At 49.5% G+C, this 19,866-nt stretch carries 13 protein-coding genes and 1 other annotated feature; of the genes, 7 read left to right on the forward strand and 6 right to left on the reverse strand.

Annotated elements, in window-relative coordinates; genetic code table 11:
* Window positions 1-170: 170 nt before the first annotated feature.
* Both HFP08_RS05945 and HFP08_RS05950 read right to left on the reverse strand, forming a co-directional pair.
* The gene (locus HFP08_RS05945) at window positions 171-3,710 is read right to left on the reverse strand and encodes a glycoside hydrolase family 2 TIM barrel-domain containing protein (RefSeq protein ID WP_168119619.1); all 3,540 of its coding nucleotides are present in this window, start codon (window positions 3,708-3,710) and stop codon (window positions 171-173) included.
* A 33-nt stretch (window positions 3,711-3,743) separates the two neighbouring features.
* Complete coding sequence (locus HFP08_RS05950; protein ID WP_168119620.1) at window positions 3,744-4,622, reverse strand: AraC family transcriptional regulator; 879 nt, start codon at window positions 4,620-4,622, stop codon at window positions 3,744-3,746.
* A gap of 324 nt (window positions 4,623-4,946) precedes the next feature.
* On the opposite strand from HFP08_RS05950, the gene HFP08_RS05955 reads away from it, so the two are divergent.
* The 5 genes from HFP08_RS05955 (at window position 4,947) to HFP08_RS05975 (ending at window position 12,621) form a co-directional block, all read left to right on the forward strand.
* Window positions 4,947-7,001, forward strand: a complete 2,055-nt coding sequence (locus tag HFP08_RS05955) for a glycoside hydrolase family 3 C-terminal domain-containing protein (RefSeq protein ID WP_240941118.1) — start codon at window positions 4,947-4,949, stop codon at window positions 6,999-7,001.
* Between the two features lie 18 nt (window positions 7,002-7,019).
* A complete protein-coding gene (locus HFP08_RS05960; protein WP_168119622.1) occupies window positions 7,020-8,966 on the forward strand; it encodes an alpha-glucuronidase in 1,947 nt (648 codons plus the stop codon).
* Between the two features lie 12 nt (window positions 8,967-8,978).
* Window positions 8,979-9,923 carry an ABC transporter permease gene (locus tag HFP08_RS05965; protein WP_240941120.1) on the forward strand — a complete coding sequence of 315 codons (945 nt, stop codon included), beginning with the start codon at window positions 8,979-8,981 and terminating at the stop codon, window positions 9,921-9,923.
* A 12-nt stretch (window positions 9,924-9,935) separates the two neighbouring features.
* Window positions 9,936-10,805 (forward strand): carbohydrate ABC transporter permease, encoded by an 870-nt coding sequence (locus HFP08_RS05970; RefSeq protein ID WP_168119623.1) that lies wholly within the window; start codon window positions 9,936-9,938, stop codon window positions 10,803-10,805.
* Between the two features lie 91 nt (window positions 10,806-10,896).
* Window positions 10,897-12,621, forward strand: a complete 1,725-nt coding sequence (locus tag HFP08_RS05975) for a type 2 periplasmic-binding domain-containing protein (protein ID WP_168119624.1) — start codon at window positions 10,897-10,899, stop codon at window positions 12,619-12,621.
* A 102-nt stretch (window positions 12,622-12,723) separates the two neighbouring features.
* Here the strand turns inward: HFP08_RS05975 and HFP08_RS05980 are convergent, their stop codons facing one another.
* The 3 genes from HFP08_RS05980 to HFP08_RS05990 are packed head-to-tail and all read right to left on the reverse strand — an operon-like array spanning window position 12,724 to window position 15,413.
* Entirely contained in the window at window positions 12,724-13,641 is a 918-nt protein-coding gene (locus HFP08_RS05980; RefSeq protein ID WP_168119625.1) for an SDR family oxidoreductase, read from the reverse strand.
* Entirely contained in the window at window positions 13,638-14,720 is a 1,083-nt protein-coding gene (gene uxuA / locus HFP08_RS05985) for a mannonate dehydratase (protein ID WP_168119626.1), read from the reverse strand. The genes HFP08_RS05980 and uxuA overlap by 4 nt, the downstream gene beginning before the upstream one ends.
* A 15-nt stretch (window positions 14,721-14,735) precedes the next feature.
* Window positions 14,736-15,413 (reverse strand): GntR family transcriptional regulator, encoded by a 678-nt coding sequence (locus HFP08_RS05990; protein WP_168119627.1) that lies wholly within the window; start codon window positions 15,411-15,413, stop codon window positions 14,736-14,738.
* Window positions 15,414-15,795: 382 nt separating this feature from the next.
* On the opposite strand from HFP08_RS05990, the gene HFP08_RS05995 reads away from it, so the two are divergent.
* Both HFP08_RS05995 and HFP08_RS06000 read left to right on the forward strand, forming a co-directional pair.
* Window positions 15,796-16,527, forward strand: a complete 732-nt coding sequence (locus HFP08_RS05995; RefSeq protein WP_168119628.1) for a helix-turn-helix transcriptional regulator — start codon at window positions 15,796-15,798, stop codon at window positions 16,525-16,527.
* Window positions 16,528-16,637: 110 nt separating this feature from the next.
* Window positions 16,638-17,900, forward strand: a complete 1,263-nt coding sequence (locus HFP08_RS06000; RefSeq protein WP_168119629.1) for a TraB/GumN family protein — start codon at window positions 16,638-16,640, stop codon at window positions 17,898-17,900.
* A gap of 738 nt (window positions 17,901-18,638) precedes the next feature.
* Here the strand turns inward: HFP08_RS06000 and HFP08_RS06005 are convergent.
* Window positions 18,639-19,097, reverse strand: coding sequence for a helix-turn-helix transcriptional regulator (locus tag HFP08_RS06005; protein ID WP_168119630.1), 459 nt, complete (start codon window positions 19,095-19,097; stop codon window positions 18,639-18,641).
* 469 nt (window positions 19,098-19,566) lie between these two features.
* Window positions 19,567-19,829, forward strand: a binding site (T-box leader).
* The last annotated feature ends 37 nt before the right edge of the window (window positions 19,830-19,866 follow it).

The following is a 19,866-nucleotide window of genomic DNA, read 5'->3' on the forward strand; positions in this document are numbered from 1 at the left end:
TTCGAGCAGAAATCATGCTCAATTTGAGAAAATAACGATACCCATCTTCTTTAGATTCATACAGGCAGTAGATTCTGGTAAATAACGTTATGAATCTTCCTTAGGATCGGAAAAGTCTCAGAAATCACCCTAATGTTTGAACGCAGCCACTCTGTTGTCCAACCTCTTTTCTATTTTTCAAACTGAAACCATTTTAAATCAAACTGGCTGCCTGGCAGGAACACAAGGATTACTGTCTGTAGACCCGCAATGTGCTCAAGCTGAAATGCTCTCTCGCAATAGCCCTCCGAATAGGCGAATTCAACCAACTGCTTGCTCTCCCCTTGGGGACCGCTGAACAAGAGGTGGATGGTGTTCTTGTCGAGCGGAGAATGTCCGCAAATCACTACTCTTGTGCTTCCTCCGTCACCGAAATCCATATCCTCATAAATAAGCGAAACATTGTTGCCGATGCCTTCGATTGCCTGCTCTGACCTCGTAAAGGAGTCGCCGTAGATATGATCGTTATCAAGGGCGCTTAAGCGAGTAAAAGCTTTCTGCCGCTTTGCAAACTTAAAGCCTTTAAGATGGATCTTGCGTCGCAGGACGAAGCTAAGGCTGCAGACTCCCTTCAATCGCTCAGGCAATCGGTATGTCTCCTCCTGGTAGACATTCCACCGCGAAGGACGCTGATATGCGACTGTCGTCAACAACTCGCCGCCATCCTCTCCGGGCACGCCTCTCCAGATTTCAATCGGAAATTCCTCGCTGTCGAGTGCGAAGATCGGAAGGGTGACCTCGTCCGAGCCGTAGCTTCCAAAGTCGATATCGGAGAAGCAGATCAGACTTTCGCCGTCTCTAGCTGTAGCGATTCCGCGTTCGTTGCCGTTCGTCAAATTCCGGCTGGCGCTGCTGTGGTAACCGGCAGATACGAATTCGTACGGATTCAGGAACGTCTGCCCGAGTCCGCTGATATGAAATTCCATCAGCGAATAGAGGCGTGTGCGCTCTGCGCCGTTCTTCGTCGCGCAACGTATATAGATATCGCCGTCCCCCAAGGCGGTAATGACGGCGTCATGCCCGTTTGCTTCCAAGGCGGCGATATTCGCGTCAATTCCGGCGGCGTTGGTTACTCGCCATTCGACTTCCTGAAAGGTGGCTTTGTCTGGGTGGAGCTTTACCCGAAGGGGCAGCGATCTGTTCTCCGGCGACAAGCGATTGCCTTCCGGGCAAATGATCTCAAGCTTGCGCACGGGGATTTCATCCCGCTCGACGCCGTCGATTGGAGATGCGGGATGCTCTTCGAAAGCGCGATAATCGTACAAATAAAGCGCTTTGACGCCGGCGTCATCGGCAGGCTGCGGCGCGAGAGCGGTCAAGGCAAGCTCGCCTGCCTGCAAGCCTCTGGAAGCGACCCGAACGCGGATACTGCCGGGTTCGAGCGATGCGGCAATAACCGCGAGCAGCTTGCCGCTGAATAATCTGCGGGAAGCGCCCTTGTACGAATCGTAGTCGGTGCTGTCGCCATTGTCCAGGCCCACGAGCCTGCCTGGGCCGTCCACGGTCACAAGCACGCGGTTGTTGGCGTTCTCGACCGGATGTCCGTCGGAATCGACGGCGGATATCTCCACGAAGATCAAGTCGACGCCGTCGGCTGTCAGAGTCGTTCTGTCCGGCGACAGCGCGATGGCCGCCGCGTCTCCGAAGGAGGAGCGAATATCCGAAGCGATCTCCTTCCCCGCCTCGTCGTAAGCGGCGGCCCGAAGCACGCCCTCCTCGTAAGGAATTCGCCATTCACCGATCAGCCGCTGCCCGCGAGCGTGATCGATATGAACGATTCCAAGCGACTTCTCGTTCAAGAACAATTCGATCTTCGGAGCATTGGAGCAGACGCGAACATCGATGAGCTGCCCGTTCGAGAAATCCCAATAGGGGAAAATATGAATCATCGGACTTACGCGATAATCGGTCCATTCGGCTTGATAGATATAGAAGGCGTCCTTCTTGAAGCCGGCGGTGTCGAGCTGTCCGAAGTAGGAATTCTTCGTATGATAGGGCGTCGGTTCCCCGATATAGTCGAAGCCGGTCCACAGAAATTGGCCGGGAGAATAAGTCGCGTCCCGGTCGGCGATAATGCAGCTCTCCGTGCTCTTCGCCCCCCAACTCGTGGAGCTGTTGCCGAGCGAGGAGCACTGCTCGTCATCATCCGCAAGCACGGACTGAGACAACGGGAAATGATAGATGCCGCGGCTCTGCACGGTGGATGAGGTCTCGCTGCCATAGATAATCCAGTGGGGATGCTCGGCATGATGCTGATCATAATATTTCTCTGCATAATTATAACCCGCGAATTTCACGATATCGGCGCATTTCCGCGCATTCTCCCATGGCATGTAGTTGGAGCCGATCGTGATGACAGCATTGCCCTTCGGATCATGGAGCAACACTTCATCCATCAGCATCCATGTCAGCTCTTGTCCGCGCTCATCCGCGTGGGTGTCGTAGATTTCATTGCCGATGCTCCACATCAGCATGCTCGGATGATTGCGGTCGCGTCGGACCCAGCTCGCGATGTCCCGCCGCCACCATTCCGGGAAAAATCTCGCATAGTCATAGGTCGTTTTCTTCCGTTCCCACATGTCGAATGCTTCGGACACGATCAGAATGCCCATCTCGTCCGCGAGTTCCATGAGCTCGACGGCGGGCATATTATGCGCGGTGCGAATCGCGTTAACTCCCATCTCCCTCAGCAAGGCGATCTGCCTTCGAAGCGCGGCTTTATTCACCGCGGCGCCGAGGCATCCCAGGTCATGATGCTGGCAAACGCCGTGGAGCTTCACATGCCGTCCGTTCAGGAAGAAGCCTCTCTCGCTGTCGAAGGCTATGGTGCGGAACCCGAAGCTGTTCGTTTCCTGCATGATAATGTTCTCGCCATCCATTAGCTGAGTCGTCAGTTTATAGCAGTAGGGACGCTCGATATCCCACAGCTCGGGCTGTTCCACGGGAATGCGCACGGGCACAGAAACGATTGCGCCAGCGCTTGCAGGAGTCGGGACTGGCATCGTCGCTTGGGCAACGATTCGCCCTTCGGCATCCGTCACATGATGCCGAAGGGCGAGGAGAGTTGAGGCCGATTTCTTCGGCTCTTCGGCGCCGTGAGCTGCAGCCGCTCCCGAAGCAAGATCCGAAGCTCTCCCCGCAGCGAATACTACCTCCGTCTCTGTCTCCACATACCATGAACCGTTTTCCTGAGCTGCCGCAATATAGATGCCGTCCGCCGCGATATGCGTATTCGGATAAGCTTTCAGCCAAACGGAGCGATAGATGCCTGCGCCGGAATACCAGCGGGAATTCGGGGATTCGTGAACGACGCGCACATACAGCTCGTTCATGCCGGAGTGCGCGAATGGCGTAATGTCGATTTCAAAGGTGGAATAGCCGTACTTCCATGCGCCTGCTTCTTGTCCGTTCACATAAATGGTGCTGTTCATGTAGACGCCTTCGAAGCGGAGTGAGAATCGTGTTCCGGGCTCAAACCCGCCCAACTCGAAGCGTTTGCGATACCAGCCTTCCCCGCTTTCGTACAAATCATGAGATTGATAGATCATCCAGTCATGGGGCACGGTAACGGGTGTCCAGTCGATGCTGCCGCCCGCTGCGGTTTCCAGGTCGCTATGAAGCGGAAGCTTGGAGAACTGCCAGTCGTTGTTGAACAAGGTTATCTGATTCATCGCTTTTTTCTCCTTATTATTAGAATGAGTGGATTAATCGTTATGATGCGGACGGCTGTCATGCAGATGCTTGTACTGTGTCGGCGTGCATTTCTTATATGTCTTGAATGCGCGGTTGAAGGTGGCGAGGCTGCCGAAGCCGGAGCGCATGGCCACTTCGGTGACCGACATATTCGGGTCGATCAGCAGCTTCTCCGCATGCATGATGCGATGTTGATTGAGATATTCGTAATAGGACATCCCGATGAATTGCTTGAACAGACGGGTGAAATGAAATTTGCTGAAGCCCGCCAGCTCGGCCAGTTCATCCACTTGAATATCCTCGGTGCAATGCTCGTTCATATAGTTGCAAACCTTGAGGAAGTTGTCGATATTCTTATGATATTTCTGGCTTTTCGATGAATGGTCGCGATGCTCCGCCTTCATGGCGTTTCTCCCGAGGAGCACGAAGAATTGAATGAGCAGAGCGTAGGCGGCGGCTTCCTTCAGCAGCGATTTCCCGAAATATTCATCCTTCAGGTTAAGGAGAAGCTCGCGCAAGGACTCGGCGAAGGGCTCTTGCCGATTGGCGGAAATCAAGCAACAAGGGCGCAGCAGATGAAAGGTGGAATCGAAGCCCTTGAGATTGTAGAGCAGTGAAAAATCGAACTGCAGAATAATGCGTTCTCCGCTGGGAGGAGCGATAATCTCGTGAAGCTCTCCTGGGGGGAGGACGAGGATATCGCCGGGTTGAAGCACGTAAGCCGTATCGTTCACGGTTACGGTGTAGATGTTCTCCAGCGGCATAATGATCTCGGCGGCGGTGTGCCAGTGCACAGGATAATCCTCTACTTGAACGTTCAAATAGAGCCGAATACCGAAATGATGATGATAGGATACGGTTTCTTTGGTGCCGTTGAGAATTTCAATCATGAGCGGTTCAACTCTTTCTGAGGTAGAATTTGATCTATCAAATTCGTTAAATTCGCAATATTTGAGAAGCAAAAAGCAAGATTTACAGAGATCGTATGAACGATTACCTCTATAATAACAACATGAAACCGGATACATCAATAGAAAAATTACAAAAAATTGTTTTTAATCAAGTTTATCCCACATATTTGCCTCTCAGATTGCAGAAAGCTGGTGTAAATGTACATGTCAAATTTGGTGAAACGGAAGAATAAAAACGAACGTTATAAAGAACGTGCCGAACAATTGGTGGGGCAGATGACTTTGCAGGAGAAAGTACATCAGATGATACATGCTGCGCCAGCGATCGAACGATTGGGCGTGAAGGCCTACAATTGGTGGAACGAAGCGTTGCATGGCATTGCGAGAGCTGGAGTGGCAACCGTATTCCCGCAAGCGATCGGACTCGCGGCAACGTTCAACGAGGAACTGCTGGAAGAGGTAGCAGATGCAATTGCGACGGAAGGCAGAGCGAAGTTTAATATGCAACAAGAGTTCGGAGATACGGATATTTACAAAGGCTTGACCTTCTGGGCGCCGAATGTCAACATCTTCCGCGATCCGAGATGGGGCAGAGGTCATGAAACCTACGGCGAGGATCCTTATCTGTCATCAAGACTGGGTGTTCGGTTTATTCAAGGTCTGCAGGGCCATGACGAGAATTACATGAAGGCGGCGGCATGCGCGAAGCACTTTGCGGTGCATTCGGGTCCGGAAGACATCAGGCATAGCTTCAATGCGGTAGTATCCACTCAGGATCTGTACGAAACGTATTTGCCCGCATTTCGCGCATGCGTAGAAGAGGCGGAAGTGGAAGCTGTGATGGGCGCTTATAATCGCACCAATGACGAGCCTTGCTGCGGCAGCGAGCTTCTATTGAAGAAGATTTTGCGGGAGGATTGGAAATTCGACGGGCATGTTGTTTCTGATTGCTGGGCTATTCGGGATTTCCATGAGCATCACAAGGTCACCTCGAATGAGATAGAATCTGTGGCCTTAGCGGTCAATATGGGCTGCGATTTGAATTGCGGGAGCTTATTCCTTCTCTTGCTGAAGGCGGTCGAACAAGGGCTAGTGACCGAAGAAACCATTAATACTGCCGTAACGCGTCTGTTCACGACCCGAATGAAGCTCGGTCTGTTCGATGATCACGATAAGGTGCCGTATCATTCGATCACTTATGCAGAAGTTGATTCAACCGAAATGCAATCGCTGAACCGGAAGGCCGCCAAGGAAAGCCTGGTGCTTCTGAAAAATGACGGATTGCTTCCCATGAACAAGTCCGCGATTAGTACGATCGGGGTAATCGGTCCGAACGCGGACAACAGACGGGCGCTGGTAGGCAATTATGAGGGAACGGCTTCCCGCTACATTACGGTGAAGGAAGGCATTCAGAATCTGGCGGGATCGGATATGAGAGTGTTCTACTCGGAAGGCTGTCATCTGTACAAAGATCGCATCAGCGTTCTCGGAGGTGACAATGACCGGATTGCGGAAGTGAAAGGCGTATGCAAGGAAAGTGACGTCGTCGTCGTTTGCTTGGGGCTCGATGCGAGTCTGGAGGGCGAGGATGGCGATACCGGGAATCAATACGGCAGCGGAGATAAGCGGGATTTGGCGTTCCCGGGCATTCAGGAGGAAGTGCTGAAGGCAGCCTGCGAAAGCGGGAAACCGGTTGTTCTGGTTGTATTGTCAGGAAGCGCACTCGGACTGGGCTGGGCGCATGAGCATGTCTCCGCGATTATTCAAGGCTGGTATCCAGGAGCGCAAGGCGGGCAAACGATTGCCGAAGCGATCTTCGGGGCGTTCTCTCCGGAGGGCAAGCTGCCGATTACGTTCTACCACTCCATTGACGAGCTGCCGGCGTTCACCGATTATGCGATGGCGAACCGCACCTATCGGTATATGAAGCAAGAGGCGCTCTATCCGTTCGGTTATGGATTATCCTATACGAATTTTGCTATAGACAATGTTACTCTCGATAGGAATCCTATTACGGATGCTGGAATTTCAATCACCGCTACGATTAAGAATATCGGCGCTATGGCAGGCGGAGAGGTGCTGCAGGTGTACGTGAAGGCCGAGCGAGAAGGCACGCCGAACCCGCAGTTGAAAGCGTTCAAGAAGGTTCATCTCCAGCCGCAGGAAGAACAAACTCTGACCTTGCATTTGCCTATCGAAGCCTTCGGTTTATATGATGAGGAGGGGAAAAGGAGGCTGTACGCTGGGAATTATTCTGTATATGTAGGCGCTTCCCAACCGGATAGCAGAAGCCGCGCGCTGACAGGAGAAACGGTACAGGCCTTTACGCTGATCTCCGAGCAGGATCAAGAGCTATAAATGGAGGAGGGATGTATCATGGATCGCGAGAAACGTATCTATTCCGAATACAATGCTTGGTTGCAGCCAAAATTCAAATTAGAACCCAAAGCCTTGCGAATAATAAGCGCAGGCTCGGATTTGGATTTTATCCATGGAGAATGTCATCAGGGTTTAATTCGCTTATGGGGAGGAATTGAAGAATGCGCTGATTACACTCTGCGATTAAAAGTGGATGACCTCAGGCATGAGGGGTTTGCGCTAATCCCGCTGGAAGATGGATTCGAAATCACGGGCGGCAGTAAGAGTGGACTCCTATATGGCGTTTATCGCTTTCTAAACCGTCTTGCCACAGGGGAAAGTATGGAAGAGATTTGTGAAACCTCCGCTCCTCAAGTGAACTATCGTGTTATGAATCATTGGGATGACATGGATGGACACATTGAACGCGGCTATGCTGGTAATTCCTTCTTCTTTCTTCATAATAAATTTGATTACGATGAAGTAAGAATTAAAGATTATGCCCGACTGCTGGCCTCTATCGGAATTAACGGTATCTGCATTAACAATGTAAACGTAACCCATGTAAGTGCTGCCTTGATTGCCGAACCGTTACTCTCTGACCTGGCTGAGCTTGCTGCACTCTTTAGACCTTTCGGTATTCGTTTGTTGGTATCCGTTCATTTTGATGCACCGCTCATTATCGGGGGGCTGAAAACCTCCGACCCGCTGGATGCGGAAGTAAAGGAATTTTGGAAGGCTCAATCCGCTGTTGTATACGATAAAATTCCGGACTTCATGGGTTATGTCGTGAAAGCGGATTCAGAGTTTAGAGGCGGCCCAGAGGCATTTGGACGAACGCAGGCAGACGGCGCCAATACAATTGCCGCAGCGGTCGCTCCATTTGGAGGGGCGGTCTTCTGGCGCTGCTTCGTGTATAACTGCCAGCAGGACTGGAGAGATATGCAAACCGACCGTCCAATGGCAGCATATAAGCACTTTCAGCCGCTTGATGGTGCTTTTGATCAGAACGTCATCCTTCAAATCAAAAATGGTCCTGTCGATTTTCAGACGAGAGAGCCGGTATCGCCTCTTTTCTCAAGCCTTAAAAACACCAACGAGGCCGTTGAGTTTCAAATTGCACAAGAGTACACAGGCCAGCAAATCGACCTGTTCGGTTTGGCTGTTCAGTGGGAAGACATCTTGTCAACGGAAGTTGATCAAGACAAACCGTTGAAAAGCTTGTATGGCCAAGAAATCGTTGCTGCGACAGCGGTCGCCAACACAGGCGATAACATGAACTGGACGGGAAACACCCTTGCTCAGTGCAATCTGTTCGCCTTTGGGAGGATGGCGTGGAATCCAGGTCTTACTGCCAAGGAACTAATCCGCGAGTGGATTCAAATCACATTTGAAATCGATGAACGTGGACGCCAAACGATAGAGGAGATGATCCTTAAATCAGGAGGGATTTACGAGAGCTACACAGCGCCTCTTGGCATTGGATTTATGGTGAATCCAGGCACTCACTACGGGCCTAATGTTTGCGGCTATGAGTTTTCAAAATGGGGAACGTATCATAGAGCAAATCATGAAGCGATTGGCGTCGATCGAACGTCAAAAGGAACGGGATACACGCTTCAGTATCCCGAGTCATTAAGAAGGATGTACGATGATATCGAAAGCTGTCCCGAGGAGCTTTTGCTGTTTTTTCATCGAGTTCGGTATGACTATAGGATGAAAGACGGACGAGCCTTGCTTCAGTATATCTATGACAGTCGCTTTGAAGGTGTTCAGCAAGTGGAATTATTATTGAAATCTTGGGCGTCCTTGGAGAACAAAGTTCCGAAGGAAACGCTTGACTCGGTGGAAGAGCGACTCCAGCGTCAATTAATCAATGCCCGTGAGTGGCGCGATCAAGTGAATACATTTTTCTATCGCAACACAGGAATTGAGGATGAAAAGGGTAGGAAAATTTATAGGTAAGGTGGTAAAGACATGGAGACTGCGAATAAGGCAGCTGCAAATAAAATGAAATCATTCAGCTATATGAAGCGTTACTGGATACTCTATTTGATGCTGCTGCTCCCGATGACCTTCTTTATCATTTTCCGATATATCCCTATGAACTATATTCAGATTGCATTCAAAAAATATAGCATTATACAAGACCCATTGGAGATGGAATGGGCGGGAAATCATGGATTCGAATATTTTATCAAGGCTTTTTCCAATCGTGATTTTCTTTATGCTCTGAGAAACACCATCGGTCTTAATTTGCTTGACTTGCTGGTAGGCTTCCCTGCGCCGATTATTCTTGCCCTGATCATAAATGAACTCGCTTTCAAACGATTTAAGCGGCTCACCCAAACGATTGTCTATATGCCGCATTTTTTATCCTGGATTATCATTTCGGGCATGGCACTTCAGCTTTTTGCACCCTCCTCGGGGCTCATCAACATCTTGATAAACAAGATGGGCTTTGAATCTATTCCGTTTATGAATGACCCTTCGCATTGGGTAGTCACCTACCTTGGGCTGGGCATATGGCAAAGCGCCGGTTGGGGAACTATCCTCTATCTGGCGGCTATAGCGGGGATCAACCCGGAGCTTTACGAGGCTGCGGCAGTGGATGGAGCAACTCGTTTGCGAAATATTTGGCATATCACGCTTCCAGGACTTCGTTCCACAATTGTTGTTTTGTTGATTTTAAGCCTTGGGCATATTTTGGGCAGTGAATTTGATAGACCATATGCGCTTAGCAATAAGCTTGTCACTGAAGTTTCTAACGTTATTTCCATATTCGTATACAACTACGGTATCCGTGGATTGCAATTCTCTCTCTCCACAGCCGTCGGTATATTCCAATCCGTTGTGAGCGTCATCTTTTTATTTGCTGCGAATGCTCTGGCAAAAAAAATTGGCGAACGCGGCATTTGGTAGGAGGTTGGCAAAATGATTAAATCAAAAAGTACTAAAATCGGAGACTGGATTATCGTTTCAATCTGCGTATTGTGTATTCTGGTGTGTCTCTTGCCGCTGTTGAATATATTGGCGCGATCCTTAAGCTCTGCGGATTCCTTAGTGAAAAATGAAGTTTTATTTCTGCCGGTAGGACTGAATTTCAGCGCTTACACAACGGTGCTTAAAGATTCCGCTGTCACGTGGTCCTTGTCGTGGACAGCCATATTAACCGTGATTACTACAGCTTGGTGCATGGTTATGACCATTATGTGCGCATACCCGCTAACGTATGACAACCTGAAAGGGAAAAAGACCATCATGGCGCTCATTATCTTTACGATGTACTTCAGCGCAGGCACAATCCCGACCTATTTGCTTTTGAAGGATCTGCATCTGCTTAATAATCCGTTGGTATTAATTCTGCCAAACAGCATTAGCGTATTTAATTTAATCATCATGCGAAGCTTCTTCTTTAGCATTCCCGAGAGTCTTAAGGAATCTGCGGAGCTTGATGGAGCGGGGCCGCTCAGAGTGCTTGTCAACATCTATCTGCCGCTTTCCATGCCCGTGCTTGCAACACTCTCTCTATTCTATGCCGTTGGCCGCTGGAACGGGTTCTCGGATGCCTTGATGTTTATGAACGATAGAACGTACTTTCCCATACAATTGTTGCTCTATAACATACTGAATAGTATTAGCAGTGTGGAAGTGGCTACACAGGAAGGCTTCTCAAGCCCTGGTTTGTCTCAAACAATTAAAGCAGCAACCGTTGTGTTTGCAACCGTGCCGATTCTGCTCGTTTATCCCTGGTTGCAGAGATACTTTATCTCCGGTGTTACCATCGGGGCGGTAAAAGGTTAGTTTCTCACCAGTTTCACACCAATGGTAGGAATTGGCCATGCCAATTTTTATAGATCAATCAAGATAGCAATCAAAAAGGGAGGAACAAAAAATGAGATTTCGCAATGCATTGTCCATTCTAGTGCTTAGTACCATTCTTGTTTTCACAATCGCAGGATGTACCGGCAACAATGAAAATGCATCAGAACCACCCGTTTCAACAGCAACGTCAGCTCCAGAATCTTCATCGAACACCTCTGACGACGGAGCCGATGCAGCACTGGAAAAGCTGGGTCTTGACTCCAATTTGAAATTCAAGGAGACCCGCAAGATCACGGTAGAGGTTTATGACCGCGGCAATGAAGGTGGAAGTCCGCCCGAGGACAACTTCTATACCGATTATATCAAGGAAGGAATGCTTCGCGACCACAATGTAGAAGTTACTTTTGTTCCAGTTCCGCGCTGGACAGAAGGCGAGGCTCTCAACAACCTCTTGGCAGCGAATGATGCGCCGGATATTGGTGTCACCTATGATTATTCAACCATTCAAACGTATGCCAATATGGGCGGTATCCTTGATCTGGCCCCTCTAGTTGAAGACAACAAAGAGATATTGCCGAACTTGTGGGGATATTTAACCGAATCCAACATCTATTGGGATAAGGATCCCGACGAAGGAACCTTGTGGGCATTGGAGGCTCGTTTGAACGTCATGAACCGCATTAATACCTTTGTGCGCGAGGATTGGCTCAAGACTCTTAATCTCCAGGCGCCAACAACGTTGGAACAATTTGAAGACATGCTTATCGCTTTTAGAGACAACGCTTCCACACTCCTGGGAAAAGATGCCGACAAGATGATTCCTTTTTCAACAAGCTTTGACGTTGGTTGGCGCACAGATCATTTGACGACATCCTTCGTACCGAATGATATAACAGATAAGGATTTGTATGTGTACGGCTTTGATGATCGACATCTCCTGCTTCCGAATTACAAGGAAGGGATAAGAACGCTCAACAAGTGGTATAATGAAGGTCTTGTCTGGAAGGATTTCCCTCTATACCCTGCTGGCGATCAGACTGAGGATAATCTTATGAAAGTGGGCTATGTTGGCGCATTTATACACAACTGGGATTACCCGTATCGTAACGGTGAAGACAGCATTCAAGCAAACCTGCAGAAAACTGTCGGTCCAGATGCAGCGTATATTGCTATTGAACCTTTTGCTAACGACGCTGGAAATTATAAGAAGCTTTTATCGGGCCCTGTTGACCGTAAAGTGTTCTTCCCGGCCACAAACAAAGAACCAGTCGCCTCTTTGCTCTATTTGGATTGGATTTCCAAGTTGGATAATCGCATATTCCTGCAATTTGGAGAAGAAGGCGTTACCCACAAGGTTATGCCTGATGGCTCCTATGCGACAATTGCGGCAACAGGCGAGAAGATTATGAACTCTCCGGCAAACATTGACTACACCATTACAAGCAATGGCATTGACCTTGGCGATCCAGATTTGACAGGCAAGTCTATTGCCAACAGTTATGCTAATGTCGACCCTAGGCTTGTTGAGGTAGCCAATCAAATTACAACGCATGAAGGACAAGTAGGGAAAAATGCCCATGTAGGTGAGATCAAGGCAGAAGAAGGGCAAGGCACAGCTCTTAAAGAGAAACGGGATACGCTCTTGAACAAGGCTGTTGTGGCGCCTGTTGATAAGTTTGACTCTGTGTATGACTCAGGCATGAAGGATTATCTCAGCTCAGGCGGTCAAGCCATTATCGACGAACGGGAATCTGCTTGGGAGAAATACCACGGCAATGAAACAACTCTGAAATAGGAAGTAGAAAAAGATAGAAGCTACAAGTAACAAAGGCTAATTCTCATTCATTATCGAATGGAATTAGCCTTTGTTTGTTTGGTTGACTTAATCACTTCTAGATTAAACGCCGGCGTAGGACATGAAGCCGCCGTCTACCGGGACGACGATGCCGGTGACAAAGCCCGACGTCTGCTCATCGACGAGCCATAACAGTGTGCCGAGCAGATCTTCGGGAACGCCGAACCGGCGCATCGGCGTATGCGAGATGATCTTCTGAGAACGCTCGGTCAGCGTTCCGTCGGGATTCGTGAGCAGCTCTCGATTCTGCTCGGTACGGAAGAAGCCTGGCGCGATGGCGTTCACGCGAATGCCCGATTCCGCGAGATGAACGGCGAGCCATTGCGTGAAGTTGTCAATGGCGGCTTTGGCCGCGCTGTAGGCGGGCACCTTCGTCATGGGGCTCGGCGCGCTCATGGAGGAGATGTTGAGCACGACGGAGCCCGACCGCTCAATCATACCGCGGGCGAAGATTTGCGTAGGAATCAGCGTGCCTACAAAATTAAGATCGAGCACCTGGCGGAAGCCAGGAACGCTTAGATCGAAAAACGTTGTGATGTCCTGGGCGTCCAAATCTTCCAGTTTGAACGTTTCATTCGTCGTATTGGCGCTCTTATGATTGCCGCCCGCGCCGTTAATCAGGATGTCGCAGGGGCCCAAGGCTTCACGAACAGCTTGCTCGGCGGCGCGAACGCTGTCCGAATCCGTCACGTCACAGGCGACGGCGATGGCGATGCCGCCTTCTGCTTTGATTTGTTCGGCGACCGTCTCGCATTTGCTTAGCGTTCGTCCCAATATCGCGACTCGGACGCCCTGGCGGCCCAGCTCCTGCGCCATCGCGCTGCATAACACGCCGGAGCCGCCGGTAATGACGGCAACCTTCCCGGCGAGCGCGGCATGCTTTGGCAGTGAATTTTGCTGATCGAGCAGGTTCGGATGGTTGCTGTTTGGATCGTTGCTTCTATTCAAGTTCACATTCATGCTTTCATTTCTCCTTCAGATCGTTGATGTGACAAGGAATCCCAGAGGCCCCACAGATACATGATGCCAAGCGCTCGATCGTACAGGCCATAGCCCGGCCGGCACTGCTCGTCCCAGAGATGGCGGCCGTGATCGGGACGGCAGTAGCCGTCGAAGCCCGTATCATACAGCGCCTGCACAAGCCCGGCAATGTCCACGCTGCCATCCTGCGTCCGATGGGAGGTCTCGATGAAATCGCCGTTCTCATAGACGCGAACATTGCGAATATGGGCGAACGGGATTCGTCCGGCGAACTCCCTCGCCATCGAGACGATGTCGTTGGCAGGGTTAGAGCCTAGCGAGCCGCTGCATAGTGTAATGCCGTTCGAGGGACTGTTGTGCAGCTGGAGCAGCCTGCGCAGATTATCCTGTCCGGTCATGATGCGCGGAAGCTCGAATACAGACCATGGCGGATCATCCGGATGGATGGCCATGCGAATGCCGCTCTTCTCCGCAACGGGGATGATCTCGCTTAGGAAATAGTCCAGGTTGCTCCACAAATCCTCTTCCGTCACATTCCGGTAAGCTTCGAACAGCTCCGTCAGCCTCTCCATCCGTTCCGGCTCCCAGCCCGGCATCGTCATGGTGTTGTCCCCGTTAATCAGTTGCACCAGATCGAACGGATCCACGCCGTGAATCCGGGATTTCTCGAAGAAAAGCGCCGTTGATCCGTCCTCCAGCTCCTTGTGAAGATCCGTCCGAATCCAGTCGAAGACCGGCATGAAGTTGTAGCAAATCACTTTGACGCCGACTTGACCAAGCTTCTCGATCGTCCGTTTGTAATTGTCGATGTAGAGCTGCCGGGATGGCAATCCCAGCTTGATGTCCTCGTGAATATTGACGCTTTCCACAACATCGGCGTGAAAGCCTGTCTCTTGTATGTGACGGACAGCGTCCCGAATCCTGTCCTCCGGCCACTCTTCTCCGGCAGGCAGGTCATGAAGCGACCAGACCAATCCTTCGACGCCGGGAATTTGCTTGACCTGCTGCGGGGTTATCGTATCGTTGCCCTCGCCGTACCAGCGGAATACCATTCGCATAATGAGATACCTTCCTTATTTGAAATATAGGGGATGCTTCTGCTTGAGCTCGTTCAAATCCGTTACCGCGAGCTGCAGATGATCGCGGATCGTCCGCTCCGCGAGATCCGGGTTGGAATCGCGAATCGCATCGGCAATGGCGCGGTGCTGGCTGTACAGATGCTTCCAATCCCGATCGGGAGCCAATGAAAGATGCCGTGTTCGAACGAGATGCGTATTCGCCTGCTGAAGCAGCGCCCATGTGTTCAGCTTGCTGCAGCCTGCGAAGATGATGCGGTGAAACGCTTCGTCAAGCTCAAACATCAGGTGCTCGTCCCGAGCCTCGAGTGCGGTCAATTGGGCTGCAAGATTGCGTTCCAGTTCGGCCGAGCTTTCCTCAGGGAAGCCCTCGGTCGCCAGACGAATGACGGCCCTCTCCAATTGCTCGCGCATGAATCGGGCTTCCAGCGCATGCTCGGTATCGATGAGGGAGACGAGCGTGCCGCGCTGTGGCAGAACTTGAAGCAGACCTTCCTGCGCAAGCCTTACGAAGCTTTCGCGCACAGGCGTGCGGCTGACCTGGAAGGCGACCGCCATCTCCTTCTCCGATAACGCGGTTCCCGGCGGGAGCGTCAGGTCGAGAATTTGGTCCTTGAGCTGCGAGTAGACTCTATCCTTCGCGGACTGAACTCCTGTTTCATAGGGATAATTCATCGTACTCCTCCTCGTGTAATCGTATTCGTAAGACCTTTTTGCTCATCTTTTCTTATACTACCATACTTGTATGGTAGTGTGGTAGTTGTGAGATTCAGCTTTATTATGAATAACTGATGCCCAATCAAACTATAACGCAAAATTTTTGCGGGAAATACGAATCATGTTTTCGTTGGAATGAAATTCCATCTGGATTATACTTGTTTTTGCGGGACTTTTGGACTAATTCGAAGATGTGCAATACATATAAAACGAGTAGTTGGAATTCGTAAGGGGGAGCGTTCCATTGGTATTCGATACACAACAGGCGACGATTCACAATCCTTGGATTGAACTGGACTCTATTCATCCTGAAAGGGTTAATGTTTGGAGACGCGCTTCAATGCAAGCCGGTTTCAAGGCGGATCAAACCAAATTAATGAATGGTCTGAGCGAGAAAGAATTTGAGAATCTTGAAGATGACTTTCAAACCACAATCATCATTGCGGGCAGACATTGCGAACGCGCTTGGAGGGGGATGTTCAGTTCTGTTTTGTTCATGCTGACAACCTGCGACGGAGTCGTTCTGTCAATCTTTGGCCGGGATAAATTGGTAGAGCAGATGAATGAAATGCATAACGTGCGCGGGGGAACGATATTCTCCCTGGAGCAAACGGGAATCAATGCGATTACGGTAGCAAGAATGACTAAAGAGTGGGTTTACGTAAGCGGGAGAGAGCATGATTTGGAGATGTTCTCTAGTTGGAGCTGCTTCTGCAGTCCCGTCTATCATAATGGCAAAATTATAGCTTACCTGGATATGTCGCTATCGGATGAGAACGATCCAATGCTTGCAGCAGGCTATTTCGGACTTGTTTTGCAAGGGATAGAACGAGATTTAAAGAGAAGCTGTCCGGAAAATAGAAAAAAGGAGATTTACAAGCAGTTTGAGCCGTTCAACCTTACGCCGAGGGAGAAAGAAGTGGGGTATTTCTGGCTTATCAATCAAGGCGCCTTGCAAATTGGCATGCAGCTCGGGATAACGGAAGGCACCGTTCGCAACGTCATTAAGAAGGTCTACGCCAAAACGAAGGTTTCCGATAAGGGGCAATATATGAGGGAATTTTTGTACTGAGTTCGATCAATTAATTCGCTATATCCAATATTGGATATGGAAAAATGTTTAATTCCAAGCTAGCATAAAAGAATGTGTATATTACTAGAACGAGGGGATTGGTAACAAAGATGAAGAAGGTTTTGCTCTTATTTCTTGCGATTTTGACAAGCTTGACATTCGGTACAGCGGTATACGCGCAGGAGGAAACCCATCCGCTGTCGGTACAACTGAATGATCAACTGATAGAGTTTGGCGATCATCAGCCCAAAATAGAGAAGGATACGGCGCTCGTTCCGGTCAGGACGCTGCTGGAAACGCTCGGTTACGAGATTACCTGGAATAACGAAGATCGTTCAATCGATGCGGATAGAGACGGCCATAACATTCATCTCTCCATCGACGGGAAAATTGCGGAGATCGATGAAGAGCAGCAAGAGCTGGCTGTCGCGACGAAAATTATTGATGATACCGCATATGCGCCGCTTCGTTTCCTGGGGTCGGCTGCAGGCCTGGAAATTGCATGGGATCCTGAGAATTGGGCGGTAACGCTTCTTTCAGCGGAGAGCAAAGGCTTCTTCTGGAAGGTAGAGAAGGACGGGAAAGAGGTCTATTTGCTAGGCTCCATTCATGTGGCGGATGAAACGATGTATCCTCTGCGCTCGGAAATCGAGCAAGCGTATGAGGATGCCGATCATTTGGTTTTTGAAATCGATCTGACGAAGCAACCGGCGGAGGATGAGTTGGCCCAAATTAAATCCATAATGAAATATTCTGATGGAACAAAGCTGCAGGATCATATTTCGCCTGAATTGTATGAGAAGGTGCAAGCGGTACTCGAGCAGATCGGATATCCGAAGGATACGTTCGATGCGTACAAGGCATGGGAAGTAAGCAATGAATTGTCCACGCTGAAGATGCAGCAAAGCGGATATGAAGCGGGTCTAGGCATCGATATGCATTTCATGCAGCAGGCTGCGGAAGATCATAAATCCATTCTAGAGCTTGAATCTCTGCTATCCCAATTCCAGATGTTCGACAGCTTCTCGGACGAGCTTCAGCAGTTTCTGTTGCAGAGCACCTTGGACGGCGAGGATGGAGCGGAGGGAGTAGGAGTAGGAGAAGACGAAGACGTCGACATGCTCACCGAGCTTTGGAAGTCCGGGGATGACGAAGGCGTAGCGGAGCTCATCCAGAAGGTTCAAGAGCAAGAGGAATATTATCAGAAATTGATTGCGGAGCGGAACAAGCTCATGCTGGAGAAGGTGGAGGGCTATCTGAATCAGGAGGAGCCGGGAACGTATCTGGTTATCGCCGGATATCTGCATATGCTGGGTGAGGACGGTATTGTGCCGATGCTGGAAGCGGATGGCTATACCGTAACAAGAATGTAGTTAATATATGTTAAGCTGCCGTTCTCCTTCGAGGACGGCAGCTTTCTTGTTGTTTTGAATGCTAAAGAACGGGGCTGTTACTCACAGCTGTATTTAAACGCAGGCTCTGTCTGAATATAGAAAGCGTTTCTTACTTGCGCGCTCCAATTTGCAAAGGTTCGAGAATGGGAGTTTCTGGACGCTATTCTTTTGGAAGCTTAAGATAATCTCCAGTCACATCGACAGACTCAATTGGAGCGTCTTGAATTCGTCGATGTGCATTTTCTGTTCTTGAGAGAAAGTCCAATCCATAGCCCCAAACTGGGGACTACTGAGAAAGAGTATGCGTAGACAAGGAACAGGAGATCGGAATGGGCATTGAACAAGATTGCAATTGCCGGCGCGTTCGCGAAAGCGTATATGATCCATATCATGTTTTGCGTGGGATTTGGTGCGATTAAGCTGCATAGAGTTGCTGTAAGTAGTAATAGAATAGAAAGAAATGAAACGGAGTTGAAATTCTCTTTAGTGGATTGTTGCGGTTTCATAAAAACAAATCCCCCAATGATATACAACAGCAGCAGGAAAGCGAGAATAAAAAGCTCGTTTGCTTTCAAATCTATGAATAGCAATTGATATCCGGCCACTCCCAGAATGAAATGAAAGAGTATGGAGCTCAGAAAATTTTTATGCAAAGCATTCCCTCCTTACAAAAACGTCTAGCCAGACGGCTAGGAATGGACAAGGCATTTTCAAATGTTATTGCATCTTTTCTGCTAACAAATTTAGCTGTTTCACGGCTTCTTCTTTGTCGAACGAGCTGAACCAGCGATAATCCTTTTCATCAAGTATACGAAAATGCTTGGAAATAACATTTTGTTGAAGCCGGAAGCCGCCTTGCTTCGCTTCCTCTCTCCACCACACATTGCCGCCCATCGTCTTATCCTTAGCGCGAACGAGGCTGTCATGCGCGATGGTCTCCACAACTTCCAGCGGATCGCCGCCGATAGCGGCTTGAATAATCTCGCTGTCTCGGAACAATGCGCATAGGGCAACGGCCGTGGTCCATCCGGCAAGCATTCGATCTTTCTCGATTTGCACCAATGTCTTCTTCGAAATGCCGAGAACCTCGGCCATGTGGTCTTGGGTGTAATTTCTTTCGACGCGGACGAGCTTCATTTTTTCAGATATGATTTGAATGAATTGTTCTTTGTTCATGGGAGCACCTCGTTTCAGTTGATAACGCTTGAATAGTGTAATTATACACTTTTTATTCCGGAAAGTAATTGCTTCAAAAAGAATTGTTGCACGATCTGTGGATAGTACCTGGAATTTACTTATGCAATAACTCCAACTGGGAGAGTGTCTCTTGAGAAAAGATGCGAATATCCATTAATTTCTCAGTTAGGAGCACACATTAGAAGAATTGATGCGAATATCCATCAATATCTTCTCCGCATGTCTCAAACGGTGATTTTCAACGAGGATTCCTGTATAATTGCAGGAATTTACTGATAGCGAGCGTTATTCGTGAAAAAGATGGATAATTGCAGGAATTTCTTGTTTGATACTGGTTAAATCTAGAATGCCCGGCCCGGATTTTCTCCTATCCACCTATCAAGGTTGCTCGACCAAGGCTGCCCGGCAATGACAAATGGCTGCGATTCTGTTATCCTATATCCAATAATGAAACGCGACGACGAGAAGAGTAAGGGATGTGGCGCTTGCACAGAGAGCTTCCGATTGCTGAGAGGAAGTCAGGCGCGTTTCCCCGAACCAAGCCTCTGAGCAGCAGGCCGGAACCGGAAGGGGATGGCTTGACGGGAGCTCCCGTTACAGAGCTAGAGTATAATCCTTGCGGATCAGAAGCCGCGATGACGTACTTGAAGAGGTCCATGCGGCGACGCATGGATGAACCCGGGGTGGCACCGCGAAGATTTCGTCCCCAAGACTACTGTCTTGGAGGTGAAATCTTTTTTTGTTGCGC

Source organism: Paenibacillus sp. HB172176 (assembly GCF_011947265.1).
Taxonomy (GTDB): domain Bacteria; phylum Bacillota; class Bacilli; order Paenibacillales; family Paenibacillaceae; genus Pristimantibacillus.

Excerpts from the sequence above, each read along its gene's own strand:
- HFP08_RS05945 (WP_168119619.1), bottom strand. The coding sequence starts at position 3,710 with ATGAATCAGATAACCTTGTTCAACAACGACTGGCAGTTCTCCAAGCTT.
- HFP08_RS05950 (WP_168119620.1), bottom strand. The coding sequence starts at position 4,622 with ATGATTGAAATTCTCAACGGCACCAAAGAAACCGTATCCTATCATCAT.
- HFP08_RS05955 (WP_240941118.1), top strand. The coding sequence starts at position 4,947 with ATGATACATGCTGCGCCAGCGATCGAACGATTGGGCGTGAAGGCCTAC.
- HFP08_RS05960 (WP_168119622.1), top strand. The coding sequence starts at position 7,020 with ATGGATCGCGAGAAACGTATCTATTCCGAATACAATGCTTGGTTGCAG.
- HFP08_RS05965 (WP_240941120.1), top strand. The coding sequence starts at position 8,979 with ATGGAGACTGCGAATAAGGCAGCTGCAAATAAAATGAAATCATTCAGC.
- HFP08_RS05970 (WP_168119623.1), top strand. The coding sequence starts at position 9,936 with ATGATTAAATCAAAAAGTACTAAAATCGGAGACTGGATTATCGTTTCA.
- HFP08_RS05975 (WP_168119624.1), top strand. The coding sequence starts at position 10,897 with ATGAGATTTCGCAATGCATTGTCCATTCTAGTGCTTAGTACCATTCTT.
- HFP08_RS05980 (WP_168119625.1), bottom strand. The coding sequence starts at position 13,641 with ATGAATGTGAACTTGAATAGAAGCAACGATCCAAACAGCAACCATCCG.
- uxuA (WP_168119626.1), bottom strand. The coding sequence starts at position 14,720 with ATGCGAATGGTATTCCGCTGGTACGGCGAGGGCAACGATACGATAACC.
- HFP08_RS05990 (WP_168119627.1), bottom strand. The coding sequence starts at position 15,413 with ATGAATTATCCCTATGAAACAGGAGTTCAGTCCGCGAAGGATAGAGTC.
- HFP08_RS05995 (WP_168119628.1), top strand. The coding sequence starts at position 15,796 with ATGCAAGCCGGTTTCAAGGCGGATCAAACCAAATTAATGAATGGTCTG.
- HFP08_RS06000 (WP_168119629.1), top strand. The coding sequence starts at position 16,638 with ATGAAGAAGGTTTTGCTCTTATTTCTTGCGATTTTGACAAGCTTGACA.
- HFP08_RS06005 (WP_168119630.1), bottom strand. The coding sequence starts at position 19,097 with ATGAACAAAGAACAATTCATTCAAATCATATCTGAAAAAATGAAGCTC.